This window comes from Colwellia sp. E2M01 (genome assembly GCF_018860585.1).
Lineage (GTDB): Bacteria > Pseudomonadota > Gammaproteobacteria > Enterobacterales > Alteromonadaceae > Colwellia.
Genome location: NZ_JAHKPR010000064.1, coordinates 1 through 21,842, shown reverse-complemented (window position 1 = coordinate 21,842; position 21,842 = coordinate 1). Strand labels below are relative to the sequence as shown.

At 36.7% G+C, this 21,842-nt stretch carries 22 protein-coding genes; 13 read left to right on the top strand and 9 right to left on the bottom strand.

Features of this window, described 5'->3' with window-relative positions; translation table 11 throughout:
- Nucleotides 1–242 precede the first annotated feature (242 nt).
- From gyrA to pyrF, 9 genes are all read left to right on the top strand, one after another.
- Nucleotides 243–2,969 (top strand): DNA topoisomerase (ATP-hydrolyzing) subunit A, encoded by a 2,727-nt coding sequence (gene gyrA, locus KO502_RS12430; protein ID WP_216022886.1) that lies wholly within the window; start codon nt 243–245, stop codon nt 2,967–2,969.
- Nucleotides 2,970–3,080: 111 nt separating this feature from the next.
- Complete coding sequence (gene serC / locus KO502_RS12425; protein ID WP_216022885.1) at nt 3,081–4,166, top strand: 3-phosphoserine/phosphohydroxythreonine transaminase; 1,086 nt, start codon at nt 3,081–3,083, stop codon at nt 4,164–4,166.
- 1 nt (nt 4,167) lies between these two features.
- Nucleotides 4,168–5,451 carry a 3-phosphoshikimate 1-carboxyvinyltransferase gene (gene aroA, locus KO502_RS12420; RefSeq protein WP_216022884.1) on the top strand — a complete coding sequence of 428 codons (1,284 nt, stop codon included), beginning with the start codon at nt 4,168–4,170 and terminating at the stop codon, nt 5,449–5,451.
- A 151-nt stretch (nt 5,452–5,602) separates the two neighbouring features.
- Entirely contained in the window at nt 5,603–6,283 is a 681-nt protein-coding gene (gene cmk, locus KO502_RS12415) for a (d)CMP kinase (protein WP_216022883.1), read from the top strand.
- Nucleotides 6,284–6,453: 170 nt separating this feature from the next.
- The gene (gene rpsA / locus KO502_RS12410) at nt 6,454–8,115 is read left to right on the top strand and encodes a 30S ribosomal protein S1 (protein ID WP_216022882.1); all 1,662 of its coding nucleotides are present in this window, start codon (nt 6,454–6,456) and stop codon (nt 8,113–8,115) included.
- A gap of 216 nt (nt 8,116–8,331) precedes the next feature.
- On the top strand, nt 8,332–8,619 hold the full coding sequence (gene ihfB / locus KO502_RS12405; protein WP_216022881.1) for an integration host factor subunit beta: 288 nt from the start codon (nt 8,332–8,334) through the stop codon (nt 8,617–8,619).
- Between the two features lie 160 nt (nt 8,620–8,779).
- On the top strand, nt 8,780–9,022 hold the full coding sequence (locus tag KO502_RS12400; RefSeq protein ID WP_252730754.1) for a LapA family protein: 243 nt from the start codon (nt 8,780–8,782) through the stop codon (nt 9,020–9,022).
- 51 nt (nt 9,023–9,073) lie between these two features.
- The gene (gene lapB, locus KO502_RS12395; RefSeq protein WP_216022879.1) at nt 9,074–10,243 is read left to right on the top strand and encodes a lipopolysaccharide assembly protein LapB; all 1,170 of its coding nucleotides are present in this window, start codon (nt 9,074–9,076) and stop codon (nt 10,241–10,243) included.
- A gap of 215 nt (nt 10,244–10,458) precedes the next feature.
- Nucleotides 10,459–11,160: an orotidine-5'-phosphate decarboxylase gene (gene pyrF / locus KO502_RS12390; protein WP_216022878.1), complete on the top strand. Its 702-nt coding sequence runs from the start codon at nt 10,459–10,461 to the stop codon at nt 11,158–11,160.
- A gap of 96 nt (nt 11,161–11,256) precedes the next feature.
- Here pyrF and KO502_RS12385 read toward each other — a convergent pair whose 3' ends face one another.
- Both KO502_RS12385 and gap read right to left on the bottom strand, forming a co-directional pair.
- Nucleotides 11,257–12,252 carry a cytochrome-c peroxidase gene (locus KO502_RS12385; protein WP_216022877.1) on the bottom strand — a complete coding sequence of 332 codons (996 nt, stop codon included), beginning with the start codon at nt 12,250–12,252 and terminating at the stop codon, nt 11,257–11,259.
- A 220-nt stretch (nt 12,253–12,472) separates the two neighbouring features.
- Nucleotides 12,473–13,480 carry a type I glyceraldehyde-3-phosphate dehydrogenase gene (gene gap / locus KO502_RS12380; protein ID WP_216022876.1) on the bottom strand — a complete coding sequence of 336 codons (1,008 nt, stop codon included), beginning with the start codon at nt 13,478–13,480 and terminating at the stop codon, nt 12,473–12,475.
- 294 nt (nt 13,481–13,774) lie between these two features.
- Between gap and gndA the strand changes: the two genes are divergently transcribed.
- Together gndA and msrB are read left to right on the top strand one after the other, a co-directional pair.
- Complete coding sequence (gene gndA / locus KO502_RS12375) at nt 13,775–15,307, top strand: NADP-dependent phosphogluconate dehydrogenase (protein ID WP_216022875.1); 1,533 nt, start codon at nt 13,775–13,777, stop codon at nt 15,305–15,307.
- Between the two features lie 47 nt (nt 15,308–15,354).
- Nucleotides 15,355–15,729, top strand: a complete 375-nt coding sequence (gene msrB / locus KO502_RS12370; protein ID WP_216022874.1) for a peptide-methionine (R)-S-oxide reductase MsrB — start codon at nt 15,355–15,357, stop codon at nt 15,727–15,729.
- A gap of 23 nt (nt 15,730–15,752) precedes the next feature.
- On the opposite strand, the gene KO502_RS12365 is transcribed toward msrB, so the two are convergent.
- Nucleotides 15,753–16,592 (bottom strand): DUF2989 domain-containing protein, encoded by an 840-nt coding sequence (locus KO502_RS12365; protein ID WP_216022873.1) that lies wholly within the window; start codon nt 16,590–16,592, stop codon nt 15,753–15,755.
- A 150-nt stretch (nt 16,593–16,742) separates the two neighbouring features.
- On the opposite strand from KO502_RS12365, the gene KO502_RS12360 reads away from it, so the two are divergent.
- Together KO502_RS12360 and KO502_RS12355 are read left to right on the top strand one after the other, a co-directional pair.
- Nucleotides 16,743–18,212 (top strand): glyceraldehyde-3-phosphate dehydrogenase, encoded by a 1,470-nt coding sequence (locus KO502_RS12360; RefSeq protein WP_216022872.1) that lies wholly within the window; start codon nt 16,743–16,745, stop codon nt 18,210–18,212.
- Nucleotides 18,213–18,292: 80 nt separating this feature from the next.
- On the top strand, nt 18,293–18,493 hold the full coding sequence (locus KO502_RS12355; protein WP_216022871.1) for a hypothetical protein: 201 nt from the start codon (nt 18,293–18,295) through the stop codon (nt 18,491–18,493).
- On the opposite strand, the gene KO502_RS12350 is transcribed toward KO502_RS12355, so the two are convergent.
- From KO502_RS12350 to KO502_RS12325, 6 genes are all read right to left on the bottom strand, one after another.
- Nucleotides 18,490–18,828, bottom strand: a complete 339-nt coding sequence (locus tag KO502_RS12350; protein ID WP_216022870.1) for a TusE/DsrC/DsvC family sulfur relay protein — start codon at nt 18,826–18,828, stop codon at nt 18,490–18,492. The genes KO502_RS12355 and KO502_RS12350 overlap by 4 nt on opposite strands.
- The gene (gene tusB / locus KO502_RS12345) at nt 18,819–19,115 is read right to left on the bottom strand and encodes a sulfurtransferase complex subunit TusB (protein ID WP_216022869.1); all 297 of its coding nucleotides are present in this window, start codon (nt 19,113–19,115) and stop codon (nt 18,819–18,821) included. Before tusB ends, KO502_RS12350 begins: the two co-directional genes overlap by 10 nt.
- Before the next feature lie 16 nt (nt 19,116–19,131).
- Nucleotides 19,132–19,512, bottom strand: coding sequence for a sulfurtransferase complex subunit TusC (tusC, locus tag KO502_RS12340; protein WP_216022868.1), 381 nt, complete (start codon nt 19,510–19,512; stop codon nt 19,132–19,134).
- Nucleotides 19,512–19,874, bottom strand: coding sequence for a sulfurtransferase complex subunit TusD (gene tusD, locus KO502_RS12335; protein ID WP_216022867.1), 363 nt, complete (start codon nt 19,872–19,874; stop codon nt 19,512–19,514). The genes tusC and tusD overlap by 1 nt, the downstream gene beginning before the upstream one ends.
- A gap of 104 nt (nt 19,875–19,978) precedes the next feature.
- A complete protein-coding gene (locus tag KO502_RS12330; RefSeq protein ID WP_216022866.1) occupies nt 19,979–20,647 on the bottom strand; it encodes a Bax inhibitor-1/YccA family protein in 669 nt (222 codons plus the stop codon).
- A gap of 301 nt (nt 20,648–20,948) precedes the next feature.
- The gene (locus KO502_RS12325) at nt 20,949–21,569 is read right to left on the bottom strand and encodes a DNA-3-methyladenine glycosylase I (RefSeq protein ID WP_216022865.1); all 621 of its coding nucleotides are present in this window, start codon (nt 21,567–21,569) and stop codon (nt 20,949–20,951) included.
- Nucleotides 21,570–21,842: the final 273 nt, after the last annotated feature.

Sequence of the window (21,842 nt, the reverse complement as noted above, 5' to 3'; positions counted from 1 at the left end):
TGCCTAAAAAACCTTTAAATAAAGCAGTATTGCATCATACATTTTTATGCTAGTATGCTGCGTTGAAACTATTATCAGTGTCTTTTAAGGCATGGTTATAACCATTAAAATAGTTAATAGAGTAGTTATAATAAAAATATTTAAAATAGCGTTTAGCAAATACCTGCCTAACCTAACCAGTAATATAGTTAAGTTATAAGTATTGTTAAGCAAAAGAATTAGTTAAGGGATACCATCGATTTATGTCCGATCTGGCCAAACAAATAGTTCCAGTTAATATTGAAGATGAACTAAAAACCTCCTATTTAGATTATGCTATGAGCGTAATAGTTGGGCGAGCTTTGCCTGACGTACGTGATGGCTTAAAACCAGTACATCGTCGCGTATTATTCGCTATGGATGTGTTAGGGAATGACTGGAATAAAGCTTATAAAAAATCAGCCCGTGTGGTTGGTGATGTTATAGGTAAATATCACCCGCATGGTGATACTGCTGTTTACGATACAATAGTTCGTATGGCGCAACCGTTTTCTTTACGTTACATGCTTGTAGACGGGCAAGGTAACTTCGGCTCTGTTGATGGCGATAGCGCAGCTGCAATGCGTTATACCGAAATTAGAATGGCAAAAATTGCGCATTCTATTCTTGCCGATTTAGATAAAGAAACCGTAGACTTTGTGCCTAACTATGATGGCACTGAACATATTCCAGCGGTTATGCCAACGCGTATTCCTAACTTATTAGTTAATGGTACTTCTGGTATCGCGGTTGGTATGGCAACGAATATTCCGCCGCATAACTTAACTGAAGTGATTAATGGCTGTTTAGCATTAATTGATAATAGTGATATTACTTTTGAAGAGCTATTAACTCATATCCCAGGGCCTGATTTTCCTACCGCAGGTATTATCAGTGGTCGTGCAGGTATTGAAGAAGCGTACCGTACTGGTCGTGGTAAAATTAAAATTCGTGCTCGTGCAGAAATTGAATGTAATGAAAGCACAGGCAAAGAAACAATTATTGTTCACGAATTACCTTATCAAGTTAACAAAGCTCGCTTAATTGAAAAAATGGCAGAGCTTGTTAAAGAAAAACGTCTTGAAGGTATTTCAGCATTACGTGATGAGTCTGATAAAGACGGCATGCGTATGGTTATTGAAATTAAACGTGGTGAAGTAGGCGAAGTTGTTTTAAACAATTTATTTAAGCTTACCCAAATGCAAGTCTCTTTTGGTTTAAATATGGTGGCATTAACTAATGGCCAACCTAAAATATTTAATCTAAAAGAAATGCTAGAGGCCTTTGTACTTCATCGCCGTGAAGTAGTAACTCGTCGTACTATTTTCGAATTAAGAAAAGCCCGTGATCGCGCGCACATCTTAGAAGGTTTATCCATTGCGCTAGCAAATATAGACCCGATCATCGAATTAATTAAAAGCTCAACCAACAGAAAAGAATCTGAAGAAAAACTGATTGCTCAAGGTTGGGCATTAGGTAATGTTGCAGACATGCTTAGCGCTGCAGGTAATGACGCTGCACGCCCTGAGTGGTTAGAACCACAATATGGTATACGTGACGGTTTATATTACCTAACAGCTGAGCAAGCGAAAGCGATTGTAGATTTACAACTTTACAAATTGTCTGGCATGGAACATGAAAAGATTCTTAGCGAGTACAAGGCGTTATTAGACTTAATTGCTGAATTAATGCATATCCTTGCAACACCTGCGCGTTTAATGGAAGTTATCTGTGAAGAGCTAGTTGCTATTCGTGATGAATTTGGTGATGAGCGTAGAACTGAAATTACTAATGCGTCACATGATTTATCCCTTGAAGACTTAATTACTGAAGAAGATGTTGTGGTAACCTTATCTCATGAAGGTTACGTTAAATATCAAGTATTAAGTGATTACGAAGCGCAGCGTCGTGGTGGTAAAGGTAAAGCAGCCACCAAGATGAAAGAAGAAGACTTCATCGAACGTTTATTAGTGGCGAATACTCACGACACTATTTTATGTTTCTCAGATCGCGGTAAACTCTATTGGTTAAAAGTATTCCAATTACCTCTAGCTAGTCGTACTGCTCGTGGTCGCCCAATAGTCAACATTTTACCACTTGAAAGTGATGAACGTATTACGGCTATTCTACCGGTACGTGAATATTCAGCTGACAAATACATTGTTATGGCAACAGCTTCAGGTACGGTTAAGAAAACGCGTTTAGACGCATACTCTAATCAACGTGCTAACGGTATAATTGCTTTAAATCTACGTGATGACGATACCTTAATTGGTGTAGATATTACTGATGGTAATAACGACATTATGTTGTTCTCTGACGAAGGTAAAGTCGTTCGCTTTAACGAGAAAGTACGTGATAGCGAAACAGGTGAAATTAAACTTGATCCAGAAACGGGTGAACAACGTTGGGCGTTAAAACCTATCGGTCGTACAGGTACCGGTGTTCGTGGTATGAAGCTTGAAGGTGAGCAAAAAGTTGTATCGCTTATCGTGCCAAAAAATGACGGACCAATCTTAACAATTACTGAAAACGGTTTTGGTAAACGTACCGCTTTAGCTGAATACCCAGCGAAGAGCCGTGCAACCAAAGGTGTTGTTTCAATCAAAGTTAGTGAGCGAAACGGTAAAGTTGTTGGCGCTGTTCAAGTTGAAGAGCTTGACGAAATAATGCTTATTACTGATAACGGCACATTAGTACGTACCCGTGTTAATGAAGTAAGTGTTATTGGTCGTAATACCCAAGGTGTTCGTTTAATTCGTACGGCAGAAGATGAGCATGTAGTTGCCCTTCAACGTATTGATGAAATTGAAGAGCCTGCGGTAATTGAAGGTGATGTTGACGGAGAAAGTGTAGAAGGCGAAAGTAGCGATGCTATTAGCGCAGCAAGCACAACCGATCAAGATGGCAGCAATAACGAAGAACCAAACGAAGACAACAAACCCGAATAACCGTCGTCTTACGTAATAAAAAGGGCGGCTAATAACCGCCTTTTTTAATGTGTATTAATTAGTAAAATTTAAATTGTAGTTAAAATATTAGTTAAGTGAGTAAAACAGAAAATGTCTGAAATTTTTAATTTTTGTGCTGGCCCTGCGATGTTACCTAAAGCGGTTATGGCAAAAGCACAGCAAGAGTTTTTGAATTGGCAAAATACCGGTAGCTCTGTCATGGAATTAAGTCACCGTAGCGGTATTTACATGGAAATGGCTGCAAAAGCTGAAGCTGATTTACGTGATTTAATGTCAATTCCAGACAATTATAAAGTATTGTTTTGTCATGGTGGTGGTAGAGGCCAATTCTCAGCGGTACCATTAAACTTATTACCACAAGGTAAATCTGCTGATTATATTGTTTCAGGCTCATGGTCAGAAGCGGCAGCTGCTGAAGCGCAGAATTTTGGTGATATCAATGTTGTCAATATCAACCAAGATAAGGAGTCAATTTCTACCTTATTAGACAGTAAAGAATGGCCACTTAACAAAGAAGCTGCTTATGTTCATTACTGCCCAAATGAAACAGTTAATGGTTTAGAAATCAATAGTATTCCAGAAACCAATGGTGTGCCTTTAGTAGCAGATATGTCATCAACTATTTTATCTCATGAAATCGATGTAAGTAAGTTTGGTTTAATCTATGCTGGTGCTCAAAAAAATATTGGTCCATCAGGCTTAACTATCGTTATTGTACGTGATGATTTATTGGGTAATGCGCATAAAGCAACACCTTGTATCATGAATTATAAAATGTCTGCGGATAATGATTCAATGTACAATACGCCACCAACTTATGCGTGGTACCTTGCTGGTCTTGTTTTCCAATGGTTGAAAGATTTAGGTGGCGTAAAAGCTATCGCTAAAGTAAATAAAGTAAAAGCTGAACTACTTTACCAAGCAATTGATAACAGTTCACTTTACCTTAATCATATTGACGTAGAATATCGCAGTAAAATGAATATTCCATTTTGGTTAGCTGATGAGTCGCTTAATGAGCAATTTTTAAAAGAGTCAGAGCAAGCAGGCTTAACAGCTCTATTAGGTCACAGAATTGTTGGCGGTATGCGTGCCAGCATATACAACGCAATGCCGCTTGAAGGTGTGCAAGCGTTAGTCAATTTTATGCAAGAATTTGAAAAGAAGGTTAGATAAAGTGGAACAATTAACGTTAAACCCAATAAATAAAATTAATGGCGAAGTTTTTTTACCTGGCTCAAAAAGCTTATCTAATCGTGCATTACTTATTGCAGCATTAGCAAATGGTACTACAAAGATTACTAACTTATTGGTAAGTGACGACATTAAACACATGTTAAATGCATTATCGCAACTAGGTATCGAATATACTTTAAGTGATTGTGGTACTGAGTGTGTTGTTAAAGGTAACAATGGCTTTTTTGAAGTCGCTGAGCCATTAGAAATATCATTAGGTAATGCGGGTACTGCTATGCGTCCTTTATGTGCGGCACTTGCAGCAAGTGAAGGTGAGTTTATCTTAACGGGTGAGCCGCGCATGAAAGAACGTCCTATCGGTCATTTGGTTGATGCGTTAAATCAGCTGAATGCGGATGTTGAATACTTAGAAAATAAAAATTATCCACCTGTTAAAATTAACGGTAAAGCGTTAACAGGTGACACAGTAACTATCGACGGTTCAATTTCTAGCCAATTTTTAACGGCTATTTTAATGATCGCACCATTGTTAATTTCTGACACAACGATTGAAATTGAAGGCGATCTTGTTTCTAAGCCTTACATTGATATTACCCTTGATATCATGGCCCGTTTTGGTGTTGTGGTGAAAAATAACGATTACAAATCATTCACAGTAACAGGGAATCAAACCTACCAAGCCGTTGACAAATACATGGTAGAAGGTGATGCATCATCTGCTTCATACTTTTTGGCAGCAGGCGCCATTAAAGGTGGTGAAGTTACTGTGCATGGTGTTGGTAAACTCAGTGTTCAAGGTGACAAGCACTTTGCAGACGTACTTGAAAAAATGGGTGCGACGGTTATCTGGAATGACGAGTCAATTACCGTCATTGGTAAATCATTAACCGCTGTTGATATGGATATGAACCATATTCCTGATGCGGCAATGACAATAGCGACAACAGCACTTTTTGCAACAGGTACTACCACCATTCGCAATATATATAACTGGCGCGTAAAAGAAACCGATAGATTATCAGCGATGGCAACTGAGCTGAGAAAGGTTGGTGCAGAAGTGGTAGAAGGGGAAGATTATATCTCAGTTACACCACCAGCAGTACTTAAACACGCAGAAATAGATACTTATGACGATCACCGTGTTGCTATGTGTTTCTCACTAGTTGCTTTAAGTGATACGCCTGTAACGATTAATGATCCTAAGTGTACATCGAAAACATTTCCTGATTACTTTGAAAAGTTAAAACAAGTATCTTGTGAGTAACTTGAAAATAGATTTAAAACTACCAGATAAATAGTTTAACGAAAAATTTAATGAGAGCACTTAAGGTGATATCGTAAATAAGACTTCATTACGATATCACTTGTTATACCACGTATAATCACGCCAATATTTTGAAGTAGGAGAAAACGTTATGCAGGAAAGTATTCCCGTTATAACCATTGATGGCCCAAGCGGTGCAGGAAAAGGAACGATTGCTAGGTTACTTGCTGACCAATTAGGGTGGCACTTACTAGATAGTGGTGCTATTTATCGCGTGTTAGCGGTAGCAATACGCCATCACCAACTTGCCTTAGACGATGAAGAACCAATTATCCCCGTTGCCGCACATCTAGACGTACAGTTTCAAATAAGTAGCCAAGGTGAAGCCAAAGTTATTTTAGAAGGTGAAGATGTTACCGACATCATCCGCACCGAAGAAATCGGCGAACTGGCGTCCAAGGTTGCGGCATTTCCTCGTGTCAGAGAAGCATTATTACGCAGACAACGTGCTTTTAGTGTTAGTCCAGGTTTAATTGCCGATGGTCGTGACATGGGAACTGTAGTTTTTACGCAGGCTCCAGTAAAAGTATTCTTAACTGCTAGCGCCGAAGAACGAGCACAAAGAAGATTTAATCAGTTGAAAGAAAAGGGCATAGATGTTAACATCGGGCGCCTTTTGAATGACATACGTCAAAGAGACGAGCGAGATCAAAACCGTAAGGTAGCTCCACTTGTTCCGGCAGAAGGTGCGTTAATTATTGATTCTACTGATATTTCCATTGAGGAAGTGGTCAATAAAATCCTTATGTTTGCCAATGGTAAACTAACGTAACGCTAAATAAGATAAATGAAAAAACACCTTTGAGCTAGCTTATTTTTTAAATTTGTTAGTATTAAAGACCTTTTAATAGAAAGCCTACTGTACGGACACACTGGGCATACTTAACCACCCCATGAAACAATGATGTTGAATGGATTAATAGCTGAGTTTATATACAAGTTATGACTGAAAATTTTGCAGAACTTTTTGAAGAAAGTTTAAAAGAAATCGAAACACGCCCGGGTTCAATCATCCGCGGAACAATCGTTAAAGTTAACAAAGACAATGTAATTGTTGATGCTGGCCTTAAATCTGAGAGTGTTATCTCAATTGACCAATTTAAAAATGCTACTGGTGAAGTAGAAGTAGCTGTTGGTGATGAAATTGACGTAGCCTTAGATGCAACAGATGATGGTTTCGGTGAAACTATTCTTTCTCGTGAAAAAGCAAAACGTCACGAAGCATGGCAAGTGCTTGAAAAAGCATACGAAGAAAAAGAAACTGTTATCGGTGTTATCAACGGTAAAGTTAAAGGTGGTTTCACGGTTGAAGTTAGCGACATCCGCGCTTTCTTACCAGGTTCATTAGTAGATGTACGTCCAGTACGTGACACTGCTCACCTTGAAGGCAAGCCATTAGAATTTAAAGTTATTAAGCTTGATCAAAAGCGTAATAACGTAGTTGTTTCTCGTCGTGCTGTTATCGAAGCTGAAGGTAGTGCAGAACGTGATGAATTACTTGAGTCATTAGCTGAAGGCCAAGAAGTTAAAGGTATCGTTAAGAACCTTACAGACTACGGTGCATTTGTAGACTTAGGCGGCATTGATGGTTTATTACATATTACAGATATGGCTTGGAAACGCGTTAAGCACCCAAGTGAAATTGTAAATGTTGGCGATGAAATCCAAGTTAAAGTATTGAAATTCGACCGTGAGCGCACTCGTGTATCTCTAGGTATGAAACAGTTAGGCGAAGATCCATGGGTAGCAATTGCTAACCGTTACCCAGAAGGTTCTAAACTTTCTGGTCGTGTAACTAACTTAACTGACTACGGTTGTTTCGTTGAAATCCAAGAAGGCGTTGAAGGTTTAGTTCACGTTTCTGAAATGGATTGGACTAACAAAAACATCCACCCATCTAAAGTTGTTAACTTAGGTGACACAGTTGAAGTACTAGTATTAGAAATTGACGAAGAACGTCGTCGTATTTCTTTAGGCCTTAAACAGTGTATTGCTAATCCTTGGGAAGAGTTTGCTAAAAACTTCAACAAAGGCGACAAAGTATCAGGTAAGATCAAGTCAATTACTGACTTCGGTATCTTCATTGGTCTTGATGGCGGCATAGATGGTTTAGTTCACTTATCTGATATTTCATGGGCAGGCGGTGAAGAAGCTGTTCGTGATTATAAGAAAGGCGATGAAATCGATGCTATCGTACTTCAAGTTGACCCAGAACGTGAGCGTATCTCGTTAGGTGTTAAACAAGCTGAAGACGATCCGTTCAATATGTATCTTGCAGATAAGAAAAAAGGTGCTATTGTTACTGGTAAGGTAACTGAAGTTGACGCTAAAGGCGCAACTATCGAGTTAGCTGAAAGTGTTGAAGGTTACCTTCGTGTTAGCGACATCTCTGTAGACCGTATCGAAGATGCATCTACAGTATTAAAAGTTGGTGACGACGTTGAAGCTAGATTTATGGGTGTGGATCGTAAGAACCGTACTATTAGTCTATCTATCAAAGCAAAAGACCAAGCTGATGAACGTGAAGCAATGGAAAACTTAAATCAAGTTGAAGAAACTGGTTTAAGTGCTATGGCTGCAGCGTTTAAAAATGCTAAAAACTAATATCCCTTTCGGGATGTAGTTTTACTTTGCAATGGTGCTGTAACTATTACAGCAGGTGAAAAGAGTATTTATCACTTTCGTGGTGATACTCTTTTCTTATATTAAACGCCATTGGCGGAGCCCATTTTTACTTTAATTATAAAATAATACTTGCTAGTATAATATTCTAATGCAAAGTAAAGTTGCGCAGTGCTAGGTAAATACTGAGGTGTCACTATGACTAAGTCAGAACTTATTGAAAGATTAGCCGATAAACTTGATCACTTATCTGCTAAAGATGTGGAAAAATCTATAAAAGAAATTTTAGAATTAATGGTCGGCTCCTTAGCTAAAGGTGATCGTATTGAAATTCGAGGTTTTGGTAGCTTTTCATTGCATTATCGCGCGCCACGAGTTGGAAGAAACCCGAAAACTGGTGAATCGGTTGAATTAAGTGGGAAATACGTTCCTCACTTTAAGCCAGGCAAAGAGTTACGCGAAAGAGTTAATCTTTCTGCTGCTTAAATTGCAAAGCGATGTAAAAAATTAGATAATAAACGGCAGGTTAATTCGTTAACGGTGCCGTTTTTTTTTGCCTAATGTTATTTAGTTAATATAAGGTAAACTTCTTTATTATTAATAACACTTTCGGTTATTAAATATTATTTTCATAGGGTTGATGACAATGCGTTTATATATCACTCTTTTTTTTATTTTAGTTTTATTAGCCGTGGCTTTTATTTTTGGTAGCCAAAATGATCAATTACTGACATTAAATTATTTAGTAGCTCGTACAGAGATTTCTGTTGCGGCTGCGGTAAGTTTATTTTCAGGGATAGGGTTTTTATTAGGTCTATTAGTCACTATTTTATGGCGCATTATACGTAAAAGTAAAAAAGCTTTTACTAGAAAAAAACTACAAGAATAATAGTTAACGCTATTTCCTTTATTCACACTTTTACTTTTCTCAAGAGCGCTAATGATTGAATTACTCTTTTTATTATTACCCGTTGCCATGGCTTATGGTTGGTATATGGGTCGTAATAGCATCAAACAAAACCAACAAATCGCCAAACAAGACTTATCTATAAAGTACTCAACAGGTTTAAATTATTTATTATCTAATCAACAAGATAAAGCAATTGATTCGCTGCTTGACGCTTTAAAAGTAGAAGATGATAGTGTTGAAGCACATTTTGCTATGGCAAATTTATTTAGAAAGCGCGGTGAATTAGACAGAGCATTAAAAGTACATGAGCACCTAGTTAGACTAAACAACCTACCAACTAAAGATAAGCAACAAGCTGTTTTTGAGTTAGGTAAAGATTTCCTTAGTGCCGGTTTATATGATCGTGCCCAAACCATGTTTTTCAAACTATTAAAGTCTAAAGATTATGGTTTGAAATCATTGACCTACTTATTGAGAATATTTCAATCAACTAAAGATTGGCAGCAGGGTATAGATCACCAAAAACAAATAATTAAACTGAACGATAAACGCTTATTACATACTTTAGCCAACTTTTATTGTGAGCTTGCAACAACGGCTTTCGAACAAGATAAATTTATTGAAGTTATTGAATTACTTGAAGAAGCCTTAATTGTTGATCCTGATTCTTGTCGTGCAAACTGGTTAATGGCAAAGATTTATGAAAAGAATCAGCAATGTGAATTAGCAGCAAAATGCTATCAAGCCATATACAAGCAGGATAATGAATTTTTTCCAGATGTTATGCAGCCAATGTTAGAGTGTTATACACGTTTAGATGCCGTTGATGAATTCTACTCTTTCATTAAAAAAGTTTACGATGAAACAGCAGGCTCTAGTGCATTAATATTTTATCTTGCTCATGTAGAGAAAAAGCATGGCAAGAAAAAAGCGACAGAGTTTATTCTTTCTGCACTTAAACGTAGACCGACAATTCGTGGTTTTGAGCACTTTGTTAATATGCAAAAACTTTCTTCTGAAACAGAAGTTAGTAATGCTAGTTTAGATTTAATTACTGAATTAATTAGCGAATATTTAAAGCTTAAGCATAGGTATAGTTGTAGAACTTGTGGTTTTGATAGCTCAACCCATTATTGGTCTTGTCCATCATGTCATGAATGGGAAGTGCTTAAGCCAGTGCGTGGTCTCGAAGGCGAATAATACTCGTTTCTTTGTTGTGAAGTTCAATAACATGCATCGAATGTACTCACTGACTACCGTCAGCTCCGTGCAATCTCTTTGTTCTTGAACAGCACAACGTTGAAACGAAATATTATTATATTCAATAGATATATAAAAACCAGATACAAAACAAATTACCGTCATTCCCGAAGTTTCTGATCGGGAATCCATTGTATTAGAACACAGGAAACATCATGTTAGATCCAAAAGTTGTTGTTGCACTAGATTTTGATAAGAAAGCTGAAGCCTTATCTTTTGTAGATAGAATTTCACCACAAGATTGTAAGTTAAAAGTCGGTAAAGAAATGTTTACTTACTTTGGCCCTGAGTTTGTAAAAACGTTAACAGGGAAGGGATTTGATGTTTTTCTTGATCTTAAATTTCATGATATTCCAAACACCGTAGCTAAAGCGGTTACCGCTGCTGCTGATTTAGGCGTGTGGATGGTAAATGTTCACGCAAGTGGTGGCAGTCAAATGATGACAAAAGCTAAACAAGCATTAGAGCATTACGGTAAAGACTCGCCATTACTTATAGCGGTTACCGTACTAACCAGTATGAGTGAAAATGATTTACGTGGGTTAGGCATTAATAAAACACCAGCAGAGCAAGTTAACTTTTTAGCTAATTTAACTAAAGATAGTGGCTTAGACGGTGTAGTTTGCTCTGCAATGGAAGCTGAGCAATTAAAAATTGATTTAGGTAAAGAGTTTAAATTAATTACTCCAGGTATAAGACCTGCAGGCTCAGCACAGGACGATCAACAACGTATTATGACCCCAGAGCAAGCGATTGATGTTGGTGTAGATTATTTAGTCATAGGGCGTCCAATTACTAAAGCGTTGAACCCACAACTAGTTTTACAAGGAATTAATGCGTCTATTAACATTAATTAAAACAGTTCAAAGTACTAAGAAGTAGTTAAAGCCAATATATTATATTGGCTTTTTTGTTTGTATAAATAATTATGAAACCTAGCGTTAACCCAACGATTAATGCATGATGGGTTTAGGTGTTTTGTCCGTTGACGGTGGTAATTGTGGTAAAATTACCTGAGGGTGTTCTCCTGTTAATGAAGTTAAAAAAGCTGTGATTTTATTTGCTTCATCATCTGATAATGTTTGTCCTGTTTGCAGATCAGCCATGATCATCACAGCTTCTTTTAAGCTCCAGACAGCGCCATCATGAAAATACGGGTAAGTTAATGATATATTACGCAATGTTGGCACTTTAAATACAAATTTATCACTCTCTTTACCCGTAACAGCAGAACGACCAACATCTGAGTTTTTGGTGTAATAAGGCTTTATTAAACCCATTTTTTGGTAGGTGCTGCCACCAACTAAAGCTCCGCTATGACAAGCAATACAGCCTTTTGTTTTAAAAAGCTCATAGCCATCTTTCTCTGTTTGAGTTAATGCGTTGTCATCGCCTTTTAACCATAAATCAAAAGCTGAATTAGGAGTGCGTAGTGTTTTTTCAAACTCTGCAATTGCTGTAGCTACGTTATCAATGCTGATTTTATTGCTGTTAAAGACTTTTTTAAATTCACTTTTGTATTCAGGAATACTGTTAAGTGTTTCTACCGCTAATGTATGAGTAAAAGCCATTTCTTTAGGGTTATCAATAGGTCCGGAAGCTTGTGCTTGTAAATCATGAGCACGACCATTCCAAAATTGAGCTATGTTTAGTTCAGCATTTAGTACCGTTGGCGAGTTAATAGGGCCAATTGTCCATTCATGTCCAATGGAGCTAGGTAAGTTATCAACCCCACCTTTTGCTAAGTTGTGACAAGAGTTACATGAAATAATATTAGATCTTGATAACCTAGGTTCAAACCAAAGTTTTTTTCCTAATTCAACCATACTCGTATTTACGTTTTCAGCAGGCTCAATTACTTTAATCGGCTCTGTGGTTAACCTATTTGAGTTTGCGTAAACAAGCGAGGGCAAGAGTGAGATTAATATGATGATAAAATTGTATTTCATGATAATTCCTTTCGTTAAAGTGGAACAAAGAGCTAAGTAACCATATTTTCTTTATGGTTTAATATGACATGAAATTTGGATAATAGATTGATCTATATCAACATCAGTAAATGATTGTTAATTGAAAATATTTTTCACTTAAAATTTGGACAAAAAAAAGCTAGGTCAATGACCTAGCTTTCGTATTTTACTTTAATTCATCTAAGTGAATTAATAAATTTTACTTTTCGTAAGCGCTAATAAAAGCAACAAGATCTAAAACTTTGTTTGAATAACCAATTTCGTTATCGTACCAAGAAACAACTTTAACGAAAGTATCAGTTAAAGCGATACCTGCTTTAGCATCAAAAATTGAAGTACAAGTTTCACCAAGGAAGTCGTTAGATACAACTTGATCTTCAGTGTAATCAAGTACACCTTGTAACTCGCCTTCAGTTGCAGCAGCTTTCATTGCAGCACAGATTTCTTCATAAGTAGCTGGCTTTTCTAAATTAACTGTTAAGTCAACTACTGAAACATCTGGAGTTGGTACGCGGAACGCCATACCAGTTAATTTACCGTTTAACTGTGGAATTACTTTGCCAACAGCTTTTGCTGCACCGGTTGATGAAGGGATGATATTTTGACCAGCACCACGACCACCGCGCCAATCTTTAACAGAAGGGCTATCTACAGTTTTTTGTGTTGCTGTAGTGGCATGAACTGTAGTCATTAAACCATCTTTAATGCCCCAGTTGTCATTTAATACTTTAGCAATTGGCGCTAAACAGTTAGTAGTACAAGAAGCGTTAGATACGATATCTTGACCTGTGTAATCTGTTAAGTTAACACCACAAACGAACATAGGCGTGTCATCTTTAGATGGCGCACTTAATACAACTTTCTTAGCACCTGCAGTAATGTGTTTACGAGCAGTTTCATCAGTTAAGAATAAACCAGTAGACTCAACAACAACATCAGTGTCAATTTCGTTCCACTTTAAGTCTTCAGGGTTACGTTCTGCAGTAACACGAATTACTTTACCGTTTACAACAAGTTTGCCATCTTCAACAGCTACAGTACCTTTAAAGCGACCGTGTGTTGAGTCGTATTTTAGCATGTAAGCCATGTAATCAATATCCATTAAATCGTTGATACCAACAATTTCAATGTCACTACGCTCTGTTGCAGCTCTAAATACAAAACGACCGATACGGCCAAATCCGTTAATACCAACTTTAATTGTCATGGAAACCTCTAATTCAAAAATATATGCTAAAAAATATATGCTATATGTAAAGCTTAAAAAAATATGTAGTAAAATTACATCATTTTGAGATTATTACAAGCTAAAGATAGGTTTTGACCCGAAAAACGTCATATTTCGAGTGTTTTTTTGCTTAAGTTACCAAAAATGTTACTTTTAGCTATTTTTTTTAGCATATCGCTACACTCACTTTGCTCTAGCGTGGTAGAATGCCGAAATTTTTAAAAATAGTCGACAGTTCAAAACGATTAACTGTAATTACATAGGATAAATATTATGACACAAGAGAAATTTTTGTGTGACATTGGCTTTATTGGCCTAGGTGTAATGGGTAAAAACCTAGTACTTAATTTAGCTGATAATGGATTTAATATTGCAGCATTTGATTTAAGTGATGAGAAAGTTCAAGCAGTAATCGCGCAAGATGAATCAGAAAATACAACAGGTAAGCAACGAGTATACGGTTGCTCTTCTTATACAGAACTACTTTCACAACTTAAAGCGCCACATCTTATTGTATTAAGTGTTCCAGCTGGAGCACCTGTTGATCAAGTATGTGAAAACCTTATTGGTGCGGGTATTCAACCTGACGATATTATTATTGATACAGGTAACAGCCTTTGGGTTGATACTGTTGCTAGAGAAGCAAAATATAAAAGTAATTTCTTATTGTTCTCCTCTGCAGTCTCTGGCGGTGAAGTAGGAGCGCGTTTTGGTCCATCACTAATGCCAAGTGGTTCTCCTTATGCTTGGGCACGTGTAAAGCCTATTTGGGAAGCTATTTCAGCGAAAGTAAATCCTGAAACAGGTAAACCAATGGAGCGTACTGAACCAGGTCAAGTTATTCCAGAAGGTGAGCCTTGCGCTGCTTATATTGGCCCAGCAGGTGCTGGTCATTATGTGAAAATGGTACACAATGGTATTGAATATGCTGATATGCAGATTATTTGTGAAGCCTATGACGTACTGAAGTCTGGATTACAGTTAAACTGTGAAGAAATCGCTGATATTTTCGAACAGTGGAATAATGGCCCGTTAGATAGTTATTTAATGGAAATATCTGTAGAGGTTCTTCGTCATAAATCGTCTGATACTAACACACCATTAGTTGAATTGATTTTAGATAAAGCTGGGCAAAAAGGCACTGGTTTATGGACTGCTATGAGTAGTCTAGAATTGGGTTGTCCTGCGCCTACTATTGCTCAAGCTGTTTATGCTCGTTCTATCTCATCTTTTAAAGACTTAAGAGGACAAGCATCTAGTTTATTAAGTGGTGCACAAGAGTCAATTTTAACGGATGCAGAAAAAACAGAAGCAATAGCGCAATTACATGACGCTATGTACTGTGCAAAAATTTGTGCATATGCGCAAGGCTTTCAATTAATGAAGCTTGCTGGTAAAGAACATGGTTGGACATTAGATTTTGGTAGTATTGCTAAAATTTGGCGTGCGGGCTGTATAATCCGAGCTGTATTTTTACAGTCTATTACCAATGCCTATGAACGTGATGAAAACTTAGAAAACTTACTATTAGATGATTTCTTTATCCAAGAGCTGAATTCTCGTCAGTTAAATTGGCGTAAATCGATTTGTCATGCAACCATGCAAGGCGTACCAGTTGGTGCTTTATCGTCTTCTTTAGCTTATTATGATTCGATGCGTAGCGAAACATTACCGGCTAACTTATTACAAGCCCAGCGAGATTTCTTTGGTGCACATACTTTTGAACGTACCGATAAACCAGTAGGTAAAAAATATCACGTTGAATGGTCGACTAAAGACAAAAACACTATCTTAATTGATGGTTAGTATTGTTACTTTACTTTTTATTTAAAAACCAAGGTTGATTAAATATTATGACAAATGATGATTATAAAGATAAGTTATCTGATGCAGCTTATAAAGTGTGTCGATTAGCCGCTACTGAACATCCTTTTACCGGTATTTATAATGATCATTGGTTGGCAGGCACATATCTTTGTGCCTGTTGCGATCAACCTTTATTTGAAAGTGAAGCTAAATTTAATGCGGGCTGTGGTTGGCCGAGTTATTTTGCTGCTATTGAAGATAAGGTTGCTTATTTACCTGATAATACTCATAACATGCAACGAGTTGAGATCCAGTGTAAAAACTGTCAATCTCATTTAGGACATGTTTTTGATGACGGCCCAGCGCCAACTGGTAAGCGTTATTGTGTTAACTCTCTAAGCTTAGTTTTTAAGCCCGCATAGCAAAAATTAATGAGCCAAGTTAATCAATAACTAGGGCTCTTAAATTTTCCCGCTTGAATTTTATCTAACGTACTGTCTGCTACGTCATCAAGAAAATCTGCATTCAAATTACCAACACTTTGGTAACTTTTTAAATTACTCTCTATCATTTTATCAGGCTTACCTAGTGATAACTGGTATGCACGTAACCAAATATAAGCCTGTTTATATTGTTTTTTATTAGTAAGAATTGTAGCTAAGCTCATTAATATCTCGGGATTAAGCTCAGCCTCTGGCTGATGGAGCTCTAAAGAGCGATATAATAACCCTAAGGTTTTTTGTGTATCACGCTTTATATAGTAAGTTGCTAAATGATGCTGACCCATAGAACTCTCTAATTGTTTAGTTCCTTCTAGTGCAAGAAAGTCAGCTAACGCTTCTTCATTAGAGTTTCTTGACCATTGGTAATAGAGAATATGTGGATTTTTAGAATGTGCAACTTCAGTAGTTAACTGCTCAAGTTTAGCTTGAGCGGTATAAAGGTTGTTCTTACGTTTGGTTGTTTTTTCTTTTAACTTTATATGTTGGATTTGAGCTGCAAGCGACATACATTTTATATAACCTTCATAAGCAACGAGTAATTTATACTTATCATCATCAAGGTTGTTGTTTTTAACATTAACGCTATGCACTACAACATCGATACGCTCAGCCTTACACCAATTATCAGCGCTTATCTCTTCACATATCGTTTTATTCTCGTCACAAAGTTGTGCAATATTTACTTTATCACTGCAACCAGAGAGTAAAAAACAAAATACCATTAACAACAAACCGATTGTACGAACAGATCTGGTTTGGGCTAACTGTTTAAAATTAATCATAATAAATGCCAAAAATAATTGTAACCTACGAAGAATCTTTTACACTGGATTACAGTATCTATGAAAAGGTTACTAATGTGTTGTTATCGCGATAATGCCTTTGATGATAATAGACTACTGTTTACCTAACTGAAATAAAAGGTTTAAATTATGGATTCATTTCCCGAAGAAAATTATCAAATCAGTTGGCAAGAGCGACAAACCTTTGCAGAAAACATGCAACCAAAAATTGGTTTGTTGTTTCGTAACAAAGGTATTGAAATTTTAGTTTACGGTCGTACGCTATTAAATGCTTCACCGATTGATATTATCAAAGCGCATAAAGCCGTTACCCTACATGAAGATAAGGTATTATTAGTACGAGAAAGCTTCCCGTTTATTGATGCTATTAATAACATGAGATTATCGCCAGCGCGTATTGATGTCGGAAAGTTAGCGTATAATTATTACCATTCTGATAAAAGTGGCGATCTTTCTATTTCGCAATATTTAGCCAAAGAGTTGGTCAGTATTCATCTGCAAGATTTATCTATTCAGAACTTAGAGACCAAAAGACAGGACATTGTACTGTATGGCTTTGGTCGAATTGGACGGGTTTTAGCACGCTTATTAATTGAACGCTCAGGACCGAATTCACAGTTAAACTTGCGAGCTATTGTTTTACGTCCGGGTAAAAGTAATGACGATATTGAAAAGCGAGCTAGCCTGTTACGTCGAGATTCTGTTCATGGCGCTTTTAATGGCAGTATTAGTATTGATAAAGAACAAAATGTTATTCGTGCTAACGGTGCCTTCATTAAAGTTATTTATGCTAACTCACCATCAGAAATTGATTATACCCAGCACGGGATAAATAATGCTTTAGTGATTGATAATACAGGTATTTGGACAGATGAAGAAGGTTTAGGTCAGCATTTACAAGCTAAAGGTGTTGCTAAAGTTTTACTCACCGCGCCAGGTAAAGGCGATATAAAAAATATTGTTTTTGGTGTGAATCAAGAGATGATCTTAGCATCAGATAAAATAATTTCAGCGGCGAGTTGTACTACTAATGCGATAACTCCCGTTTTAAAAGCAGTTAATGATGAGTTTGGTATTAAAAATGGTCACGTTGAAACGATCCACTCGTATACCAACGATCAAAATTTAATTGATAACTATCACCCAGCACCACGCCGTGGTCGTAGTGCGCCATTAAATATGGTTATTAGCACTACAGGTGCAGCACAAGCTGTAGCTAAAGCGTTGCCTGAGCTTAAGGGATTATTAACCGGTAATGCTATTCGGGTGCCGACACCCAATGTATCTTTGGCTATTATGAATTTGAATTTGAAAAAGTTAACCGACAAAGACACACTGAATGACTATTTACGTAATATGTCATTGAAATCACCTTTACAAAATCAAATTGATTACACTGCGTCGAATGAAATAGTTTCAACTGATTTAGTTGGCTCCCGTTATGCGGGTGTAGTTGACTCGCAAGCGACTATTGTTGATGAAGAACGAGCCGTCTTATACGTTTGGTACGATAATGAGTTTGGTTACAGCTGCCAAGTTATGCAGGTAATGCTTGAAATGGCGGGGATCACAGTACCTAATTTACCTAAGTCATTTTAATTGATTAAAACTATTTAAGTTATATGGGGTTTGGCCGATACAATATTATTAGTTAAATTCATTAGTAAAAAGGTAGAGTTATGTCTATTAGCGTAGGTCAAAGTAGCTCAGTTACAGCACAGTCATCAGCGAGTGCTGAATTTTTAACTGCGGCAGTGGCAAAAAGCCAACAAGAGCTAGAAGGTCAAATGGCTCTACAGCTTATTCAGTCTGCCGGCCCTGTAGCGGCCGCTGCGGCTCCTACAGGTAATATCGGCCAGCATATTAATATTAAAGTTTAAATACAACGCGCAGGTTTTGGCAGGCCCGCGTATTTAGTTGCTTGCTTAGCAGGCCCTTCAGGAAACAACTTATATAAGTAACGACTGCTCGCTTTTGCTTCTCCAAATTCATTTTTCATTGCTTTGGTTAAAGCGCGAATGGCAGGGGAGGTGTTGTACGTTAAATAGAATTGACGCACAAAGTTGATGATCTCCCAGTGCGCATCGGTTAATACAAACTCATCATTTTTAGCCATCACAACGGCCAATTCTTTTTGCCATAATAAATGGTCAAGCAAATAACCTTGTTTGTCTGTTGGAATAATATTGTCGTTAAAAGTTAATACTATTGCCATGTGATCACCTGCTTATGGGTAAAGGTTAAGTCCACAAGATCTGACATTGCAATACACTTAACATTAAGGTGGTTATCAATAGCCCTTGCTTGAGCATGGCTTGATATAACATTAAGGTTGATATTCTTCCCCATTCGTTCGAGCAAACTTTTAATCAATGTGTGATTTAGGTTATAACAACCATCATCCATAAATACTATCGCGTCATCTTGTGCGAACATACTTAAACATTGGGCAAAATCATTGTGTGTAAAAGCAGATTTTCTTACTAAATGTAGTGTATTCATATCTATTTCCTTAACACTAAAACCTTAATACATGTTGATGTTTATTTACTGCCGTTCTAAATTCATTACTTGCTAATACTTGAACATTCTCAACATGGAATTTTTCAGAGAGTTTTCTATTACTGAGAGATTGTTGGCAAACATAAACATTTTCAATATCGTAAAACTCAAAAGCAGCAAAGGTTTTTAAATAATCTTTGATAGACACTAAAGTAGCATCTTGGTTTGCTATTAATTGATAGACACCATCACCTTGAAAAAACAATGATACTTGTTGCTCAAAAGAGCCAAATATTAATGCAATATCTAAAGCATCTTTACCATGGTTACTGCTAAAGGGCGCTTTACTATTGATAATGGCTAAGCCATATTCTGTATTGTTTGTTGTTGAATTCATTAAAATTGTACCACGCGTGATGCTTTGGTTGTTAGCTCAACTAATTCACCTAGCCCTGATACGGTAAAACCAGCATTAATTTGTGCATTATCATCACAGGTAATACCGCGCTTTTCAGCAGCAGTTATACAAATATGTAAGGGTAGTTGATATCTTGTATGCAAATTTTGCCATTGTTTAATGGCTTGATATTCATCACTCGCAATATTTATGTGCTTGTTTGCATGCATAACGCCATCTTGGTAAAAAAACACACCAATAACGTTCACACCAGTAGCTAATGCTGCTTCAAGGTAATTAATAGCCGTGATTGTTAATGGACTATAGGGAGGGGTGGTTACTACCACAGCAAGTGTTTTCACAACAGCTCCAACGTTAAATAGAGTTAAGTTAATCATTAAAAAAAAGCCCCGCAATTGCGAGGCTTTTTATTATAAGTGTTTTTAACCTAAACGTTTAGTCTTAACTAATCATCACCGTTAAATACACCTAATAACTGTAATAAACTTACAAAGATATTGTAGATGTTTAAGTACAAAGAGATAGTTGCACGAATGTAGTTACGTTCACCACCATTTATGATGCGGCTTGTATCATATAATATTAAGCCAGACATGATCATAATAATTGCAGCACTTAATGCTAACGACAATGCCGGAATTTGAAAGAAGATATTAGCAATACCTGCAATTAATACCACAATCAAACCAACCATTAAAAAACCACCCATAAATGAGAAGTCTTTTTTACTCGTTAAAGCATAACCAGAAAGTGCGAAGAAGATTAATGCTGTTCCACCAAGGGCTTGCATTATTAATGCACCACCATTTGGCATTGCTGCGTATACATTTAATAGAGGACCTAAAGAGGCTCCCATTAAACCGGTAAAAGCAAAAATCCAATAAACACCGCTAGCTGAATCCGCTTTTTTATTTACTACGAACATTAAGCCAAATGCGACTAATGTCATAATTAGCGCTGCGCCATGAGGTAGGTTCATCGCCATTGAAATGCCAGCTGTTACCGCACTAAACGCAAGTGTCATTGATAACAACATATAAGTATTTTTCAATACTTTATTGATTTCTAGCGCCGAACTTTGACTCGCCGTTTGAAAACTCATATTAGATTGCATAAAACTTCCTTAAGAATTTAATTCTATTTACTTGTTATAAGCTTAGATAAGGTCATTTTAGATAAGTTCAAGTGTTAACGTAATTATTACGGTATTTATTACGATAACTGACTTACACTAACTTAGTGCCTTATGACATATTATGACATGGAGCTTTTTAAAATACTACGTCTAGTTTTGTATAAAACAGTCAATAAAGATTATCATTTGTAACAAATCATAACGTATTTTTTAGCTTAACTAATCAATAACTTAATAGATCTTATTCAAGATTTTCGCTAATAACTGAGCTAATGTGGCATCAGTTACATTGATGCCAAGCTATTGCTAATTTTGGATAACTACTCATTATTTCTTGTTTTCTTTTGCACCCATTACTGTGATCGTTAATTAAGCCAGTTGCTTGTAAAAGAGAATACATAGTCGTTGAACCGACAAATTTAAAGCCACGTTTTTTTAAATCCTTACTTAACGAATCAGAAACAGAAGAAGTGGTAGGGTAATCACTTAGCTGTTTTATATTACTAACCTGCACCTTATTATCAACAAAGCCCCAAATATAATTAATAAAACTACCGAACTCTTTTTGGATGGCGATAAAACATTTTGCATTATTTATCGTTGCTGAGATTTTACCTTTATGACGAACGATACTCGCATCAAGCACTAAACGTTGTTCATCGACAGCAGTATATTGAGCAACCTTAGTAACCTCGAAATTAGCAAAAGCTTTTCGATAACCTTCTCGTTTTTTTAAAATGGTGTACCAACTTAATCCTGCTTGCGATGATTCAAGTACAAGGTATTCAAACATTTTATTGTCATCGACTACTGGAACCCCCCATTCTTCATCATGATATTTTACATAATCAACTTTAGTCGTATCTAACCAAGGGCACCTACAAATATTTTTATCTGTCACGGAAAAACATTCTCTATTAATATTACTGGGATGACGATTAAGTTAAAGTTAATTTAAATGTCACTTTACTATCATGTAAGTTTAATCTAACTTTGCTCTAAGTAAATTGTTGGAAAACAAAGCAAGCTGACTATTTTTTTAGCAAACAAACTGAAAACAAGCATAAATGCTAAAATAGTACTTTACAACTTATTAGAGAGACTTTAATATTCGCCTCGTTCTCAAGCAAGGGTGTTTTCACGCTAGTTTGTTTACTTCAGGTGAGATGGCTGA

Bases quoted from the DNA above. Each gene is read 5' to 3' on its own strand.
- KO502_RS12400 (WP_252730754.1), top strand. From the start codon at position 8,780: ATGCGTTTATATATCACTCTTTTTTTTATTTTAGTTTTATTAGCCGTG.
- lapB (WP_216022879.1), top strand. From the start codon at position 9,074: ATGATTGAATTACTCTTTTTATTATTACCCGTTGCCATGGCTTATGGT.
- gyrA (WP_216022886.1), top strand. From the start codon at position 243: ATGTCCGATCTGGCCAAACAAATAGTTCCAGTTAATATTGAAGATGAA.
- KO502_RS12365 (WP_216022873.1), bottom strand. From the start codon at position 16,592: ATGATTAATTTTAAACAGTTAGCCCAAACCAGATCTGTTCGTACAATC.
- cmk (WP_216022883.1), top strand. From the start codon at position 5,603: ATGCAGGAAAGTATTCCCGTTATAACCATTGATGGCCCAAGCGGTGCA.
- gndA (WP_216022875.1), top strand. From the start codon at position 13,775: ATGACACAAGAGAAATTTTTGTGTGACATTGGCTTTATTGGCCTAGGT.
- tusB (WP_216022869.1), bottom strand. From the start codon at position 19,115: ATGAATACACTACATTTAGTAAGAAAATCTGCTTTTACACACAATGAT.
- rpsA (WP_216022882.1), top strand. From the start codon at position 6,454: ATGACTGAAAATTTTGCAGAACTTTTTGAAGAAAGTTTAAAAGAAATC.
- msrB (WP_216022874.1), top strand. From the start codon at position 15,355: ATGACAAATGATGATTATAAAGATAAGTTATCTGATGCAGCTTATAAA.
- serC (WP_216022885.1), top strand. From the start codon at position 3,081: ATGTCTGAAATTTTTAATTTTTGTGCTGGCCCTGCGATGTTACCTAAA.
- ihfB (WP_216022881.1), top strand. From the start codon at position 8,332: ATGACTAAGTCAGAACTTATTGAAAGATTAGCCGATAAACTTGATCAC.
- KO502_RS12360 (WP_216022872.1), top strand. From the start codon at position 16,743: ATGGATTCATTTCCCGAAGAAAATTATCAAATCAGTTGGCAAGAGCGA.
- KO502_RS12385 (WP_216022877.1), bottom strand. From the start codon at position 12,252: ATGAAATACAATTTTATCATCATATTAATCTCACTCTTGCCCTCGCTT.
- tusC (WP_216022868.1), bottom strand. From the start codon at position 19,512: ATGAATTCAACAACAAACAATACAGAATATGGCTTAGCCATTATCAAT.
- KO502_RS12330 (WP_216022866.1), bottom strand. From the start codon at position 20,647: ATGCAATCTAATATGAGTTTTCAAACGGCGAGTCAAAGTTCGGCGCTA.
- KO502_RS12355 (WP_216022871.1), top strand. From the start codon at position 18,293: ATGTCTATTAGCGTAGGTCAAAGTAGCTCAGTTACAGCACAGTCATCA.
- pyrF (WP_216022878.1), top strand. From the start codon at position 10,459: ATGTTAGATCCAAAAGTTGTTGTTGCACTAGATTTTGATAAGAAAGCT.
- gap (WP_216022876.1), bottom strand. From the start codon at position 13,480: ATGACAATTAAAGTTGGTATTAACGGATTTGGCCGTATCGGTCGTTTT.
- KO502_RS12350 (WP_216022870.1), bottom strand. From the start codon at position 18,828: ATGGCAATAGTATTAACTTTTAACGACAATATTATTCCAACAGACAAA.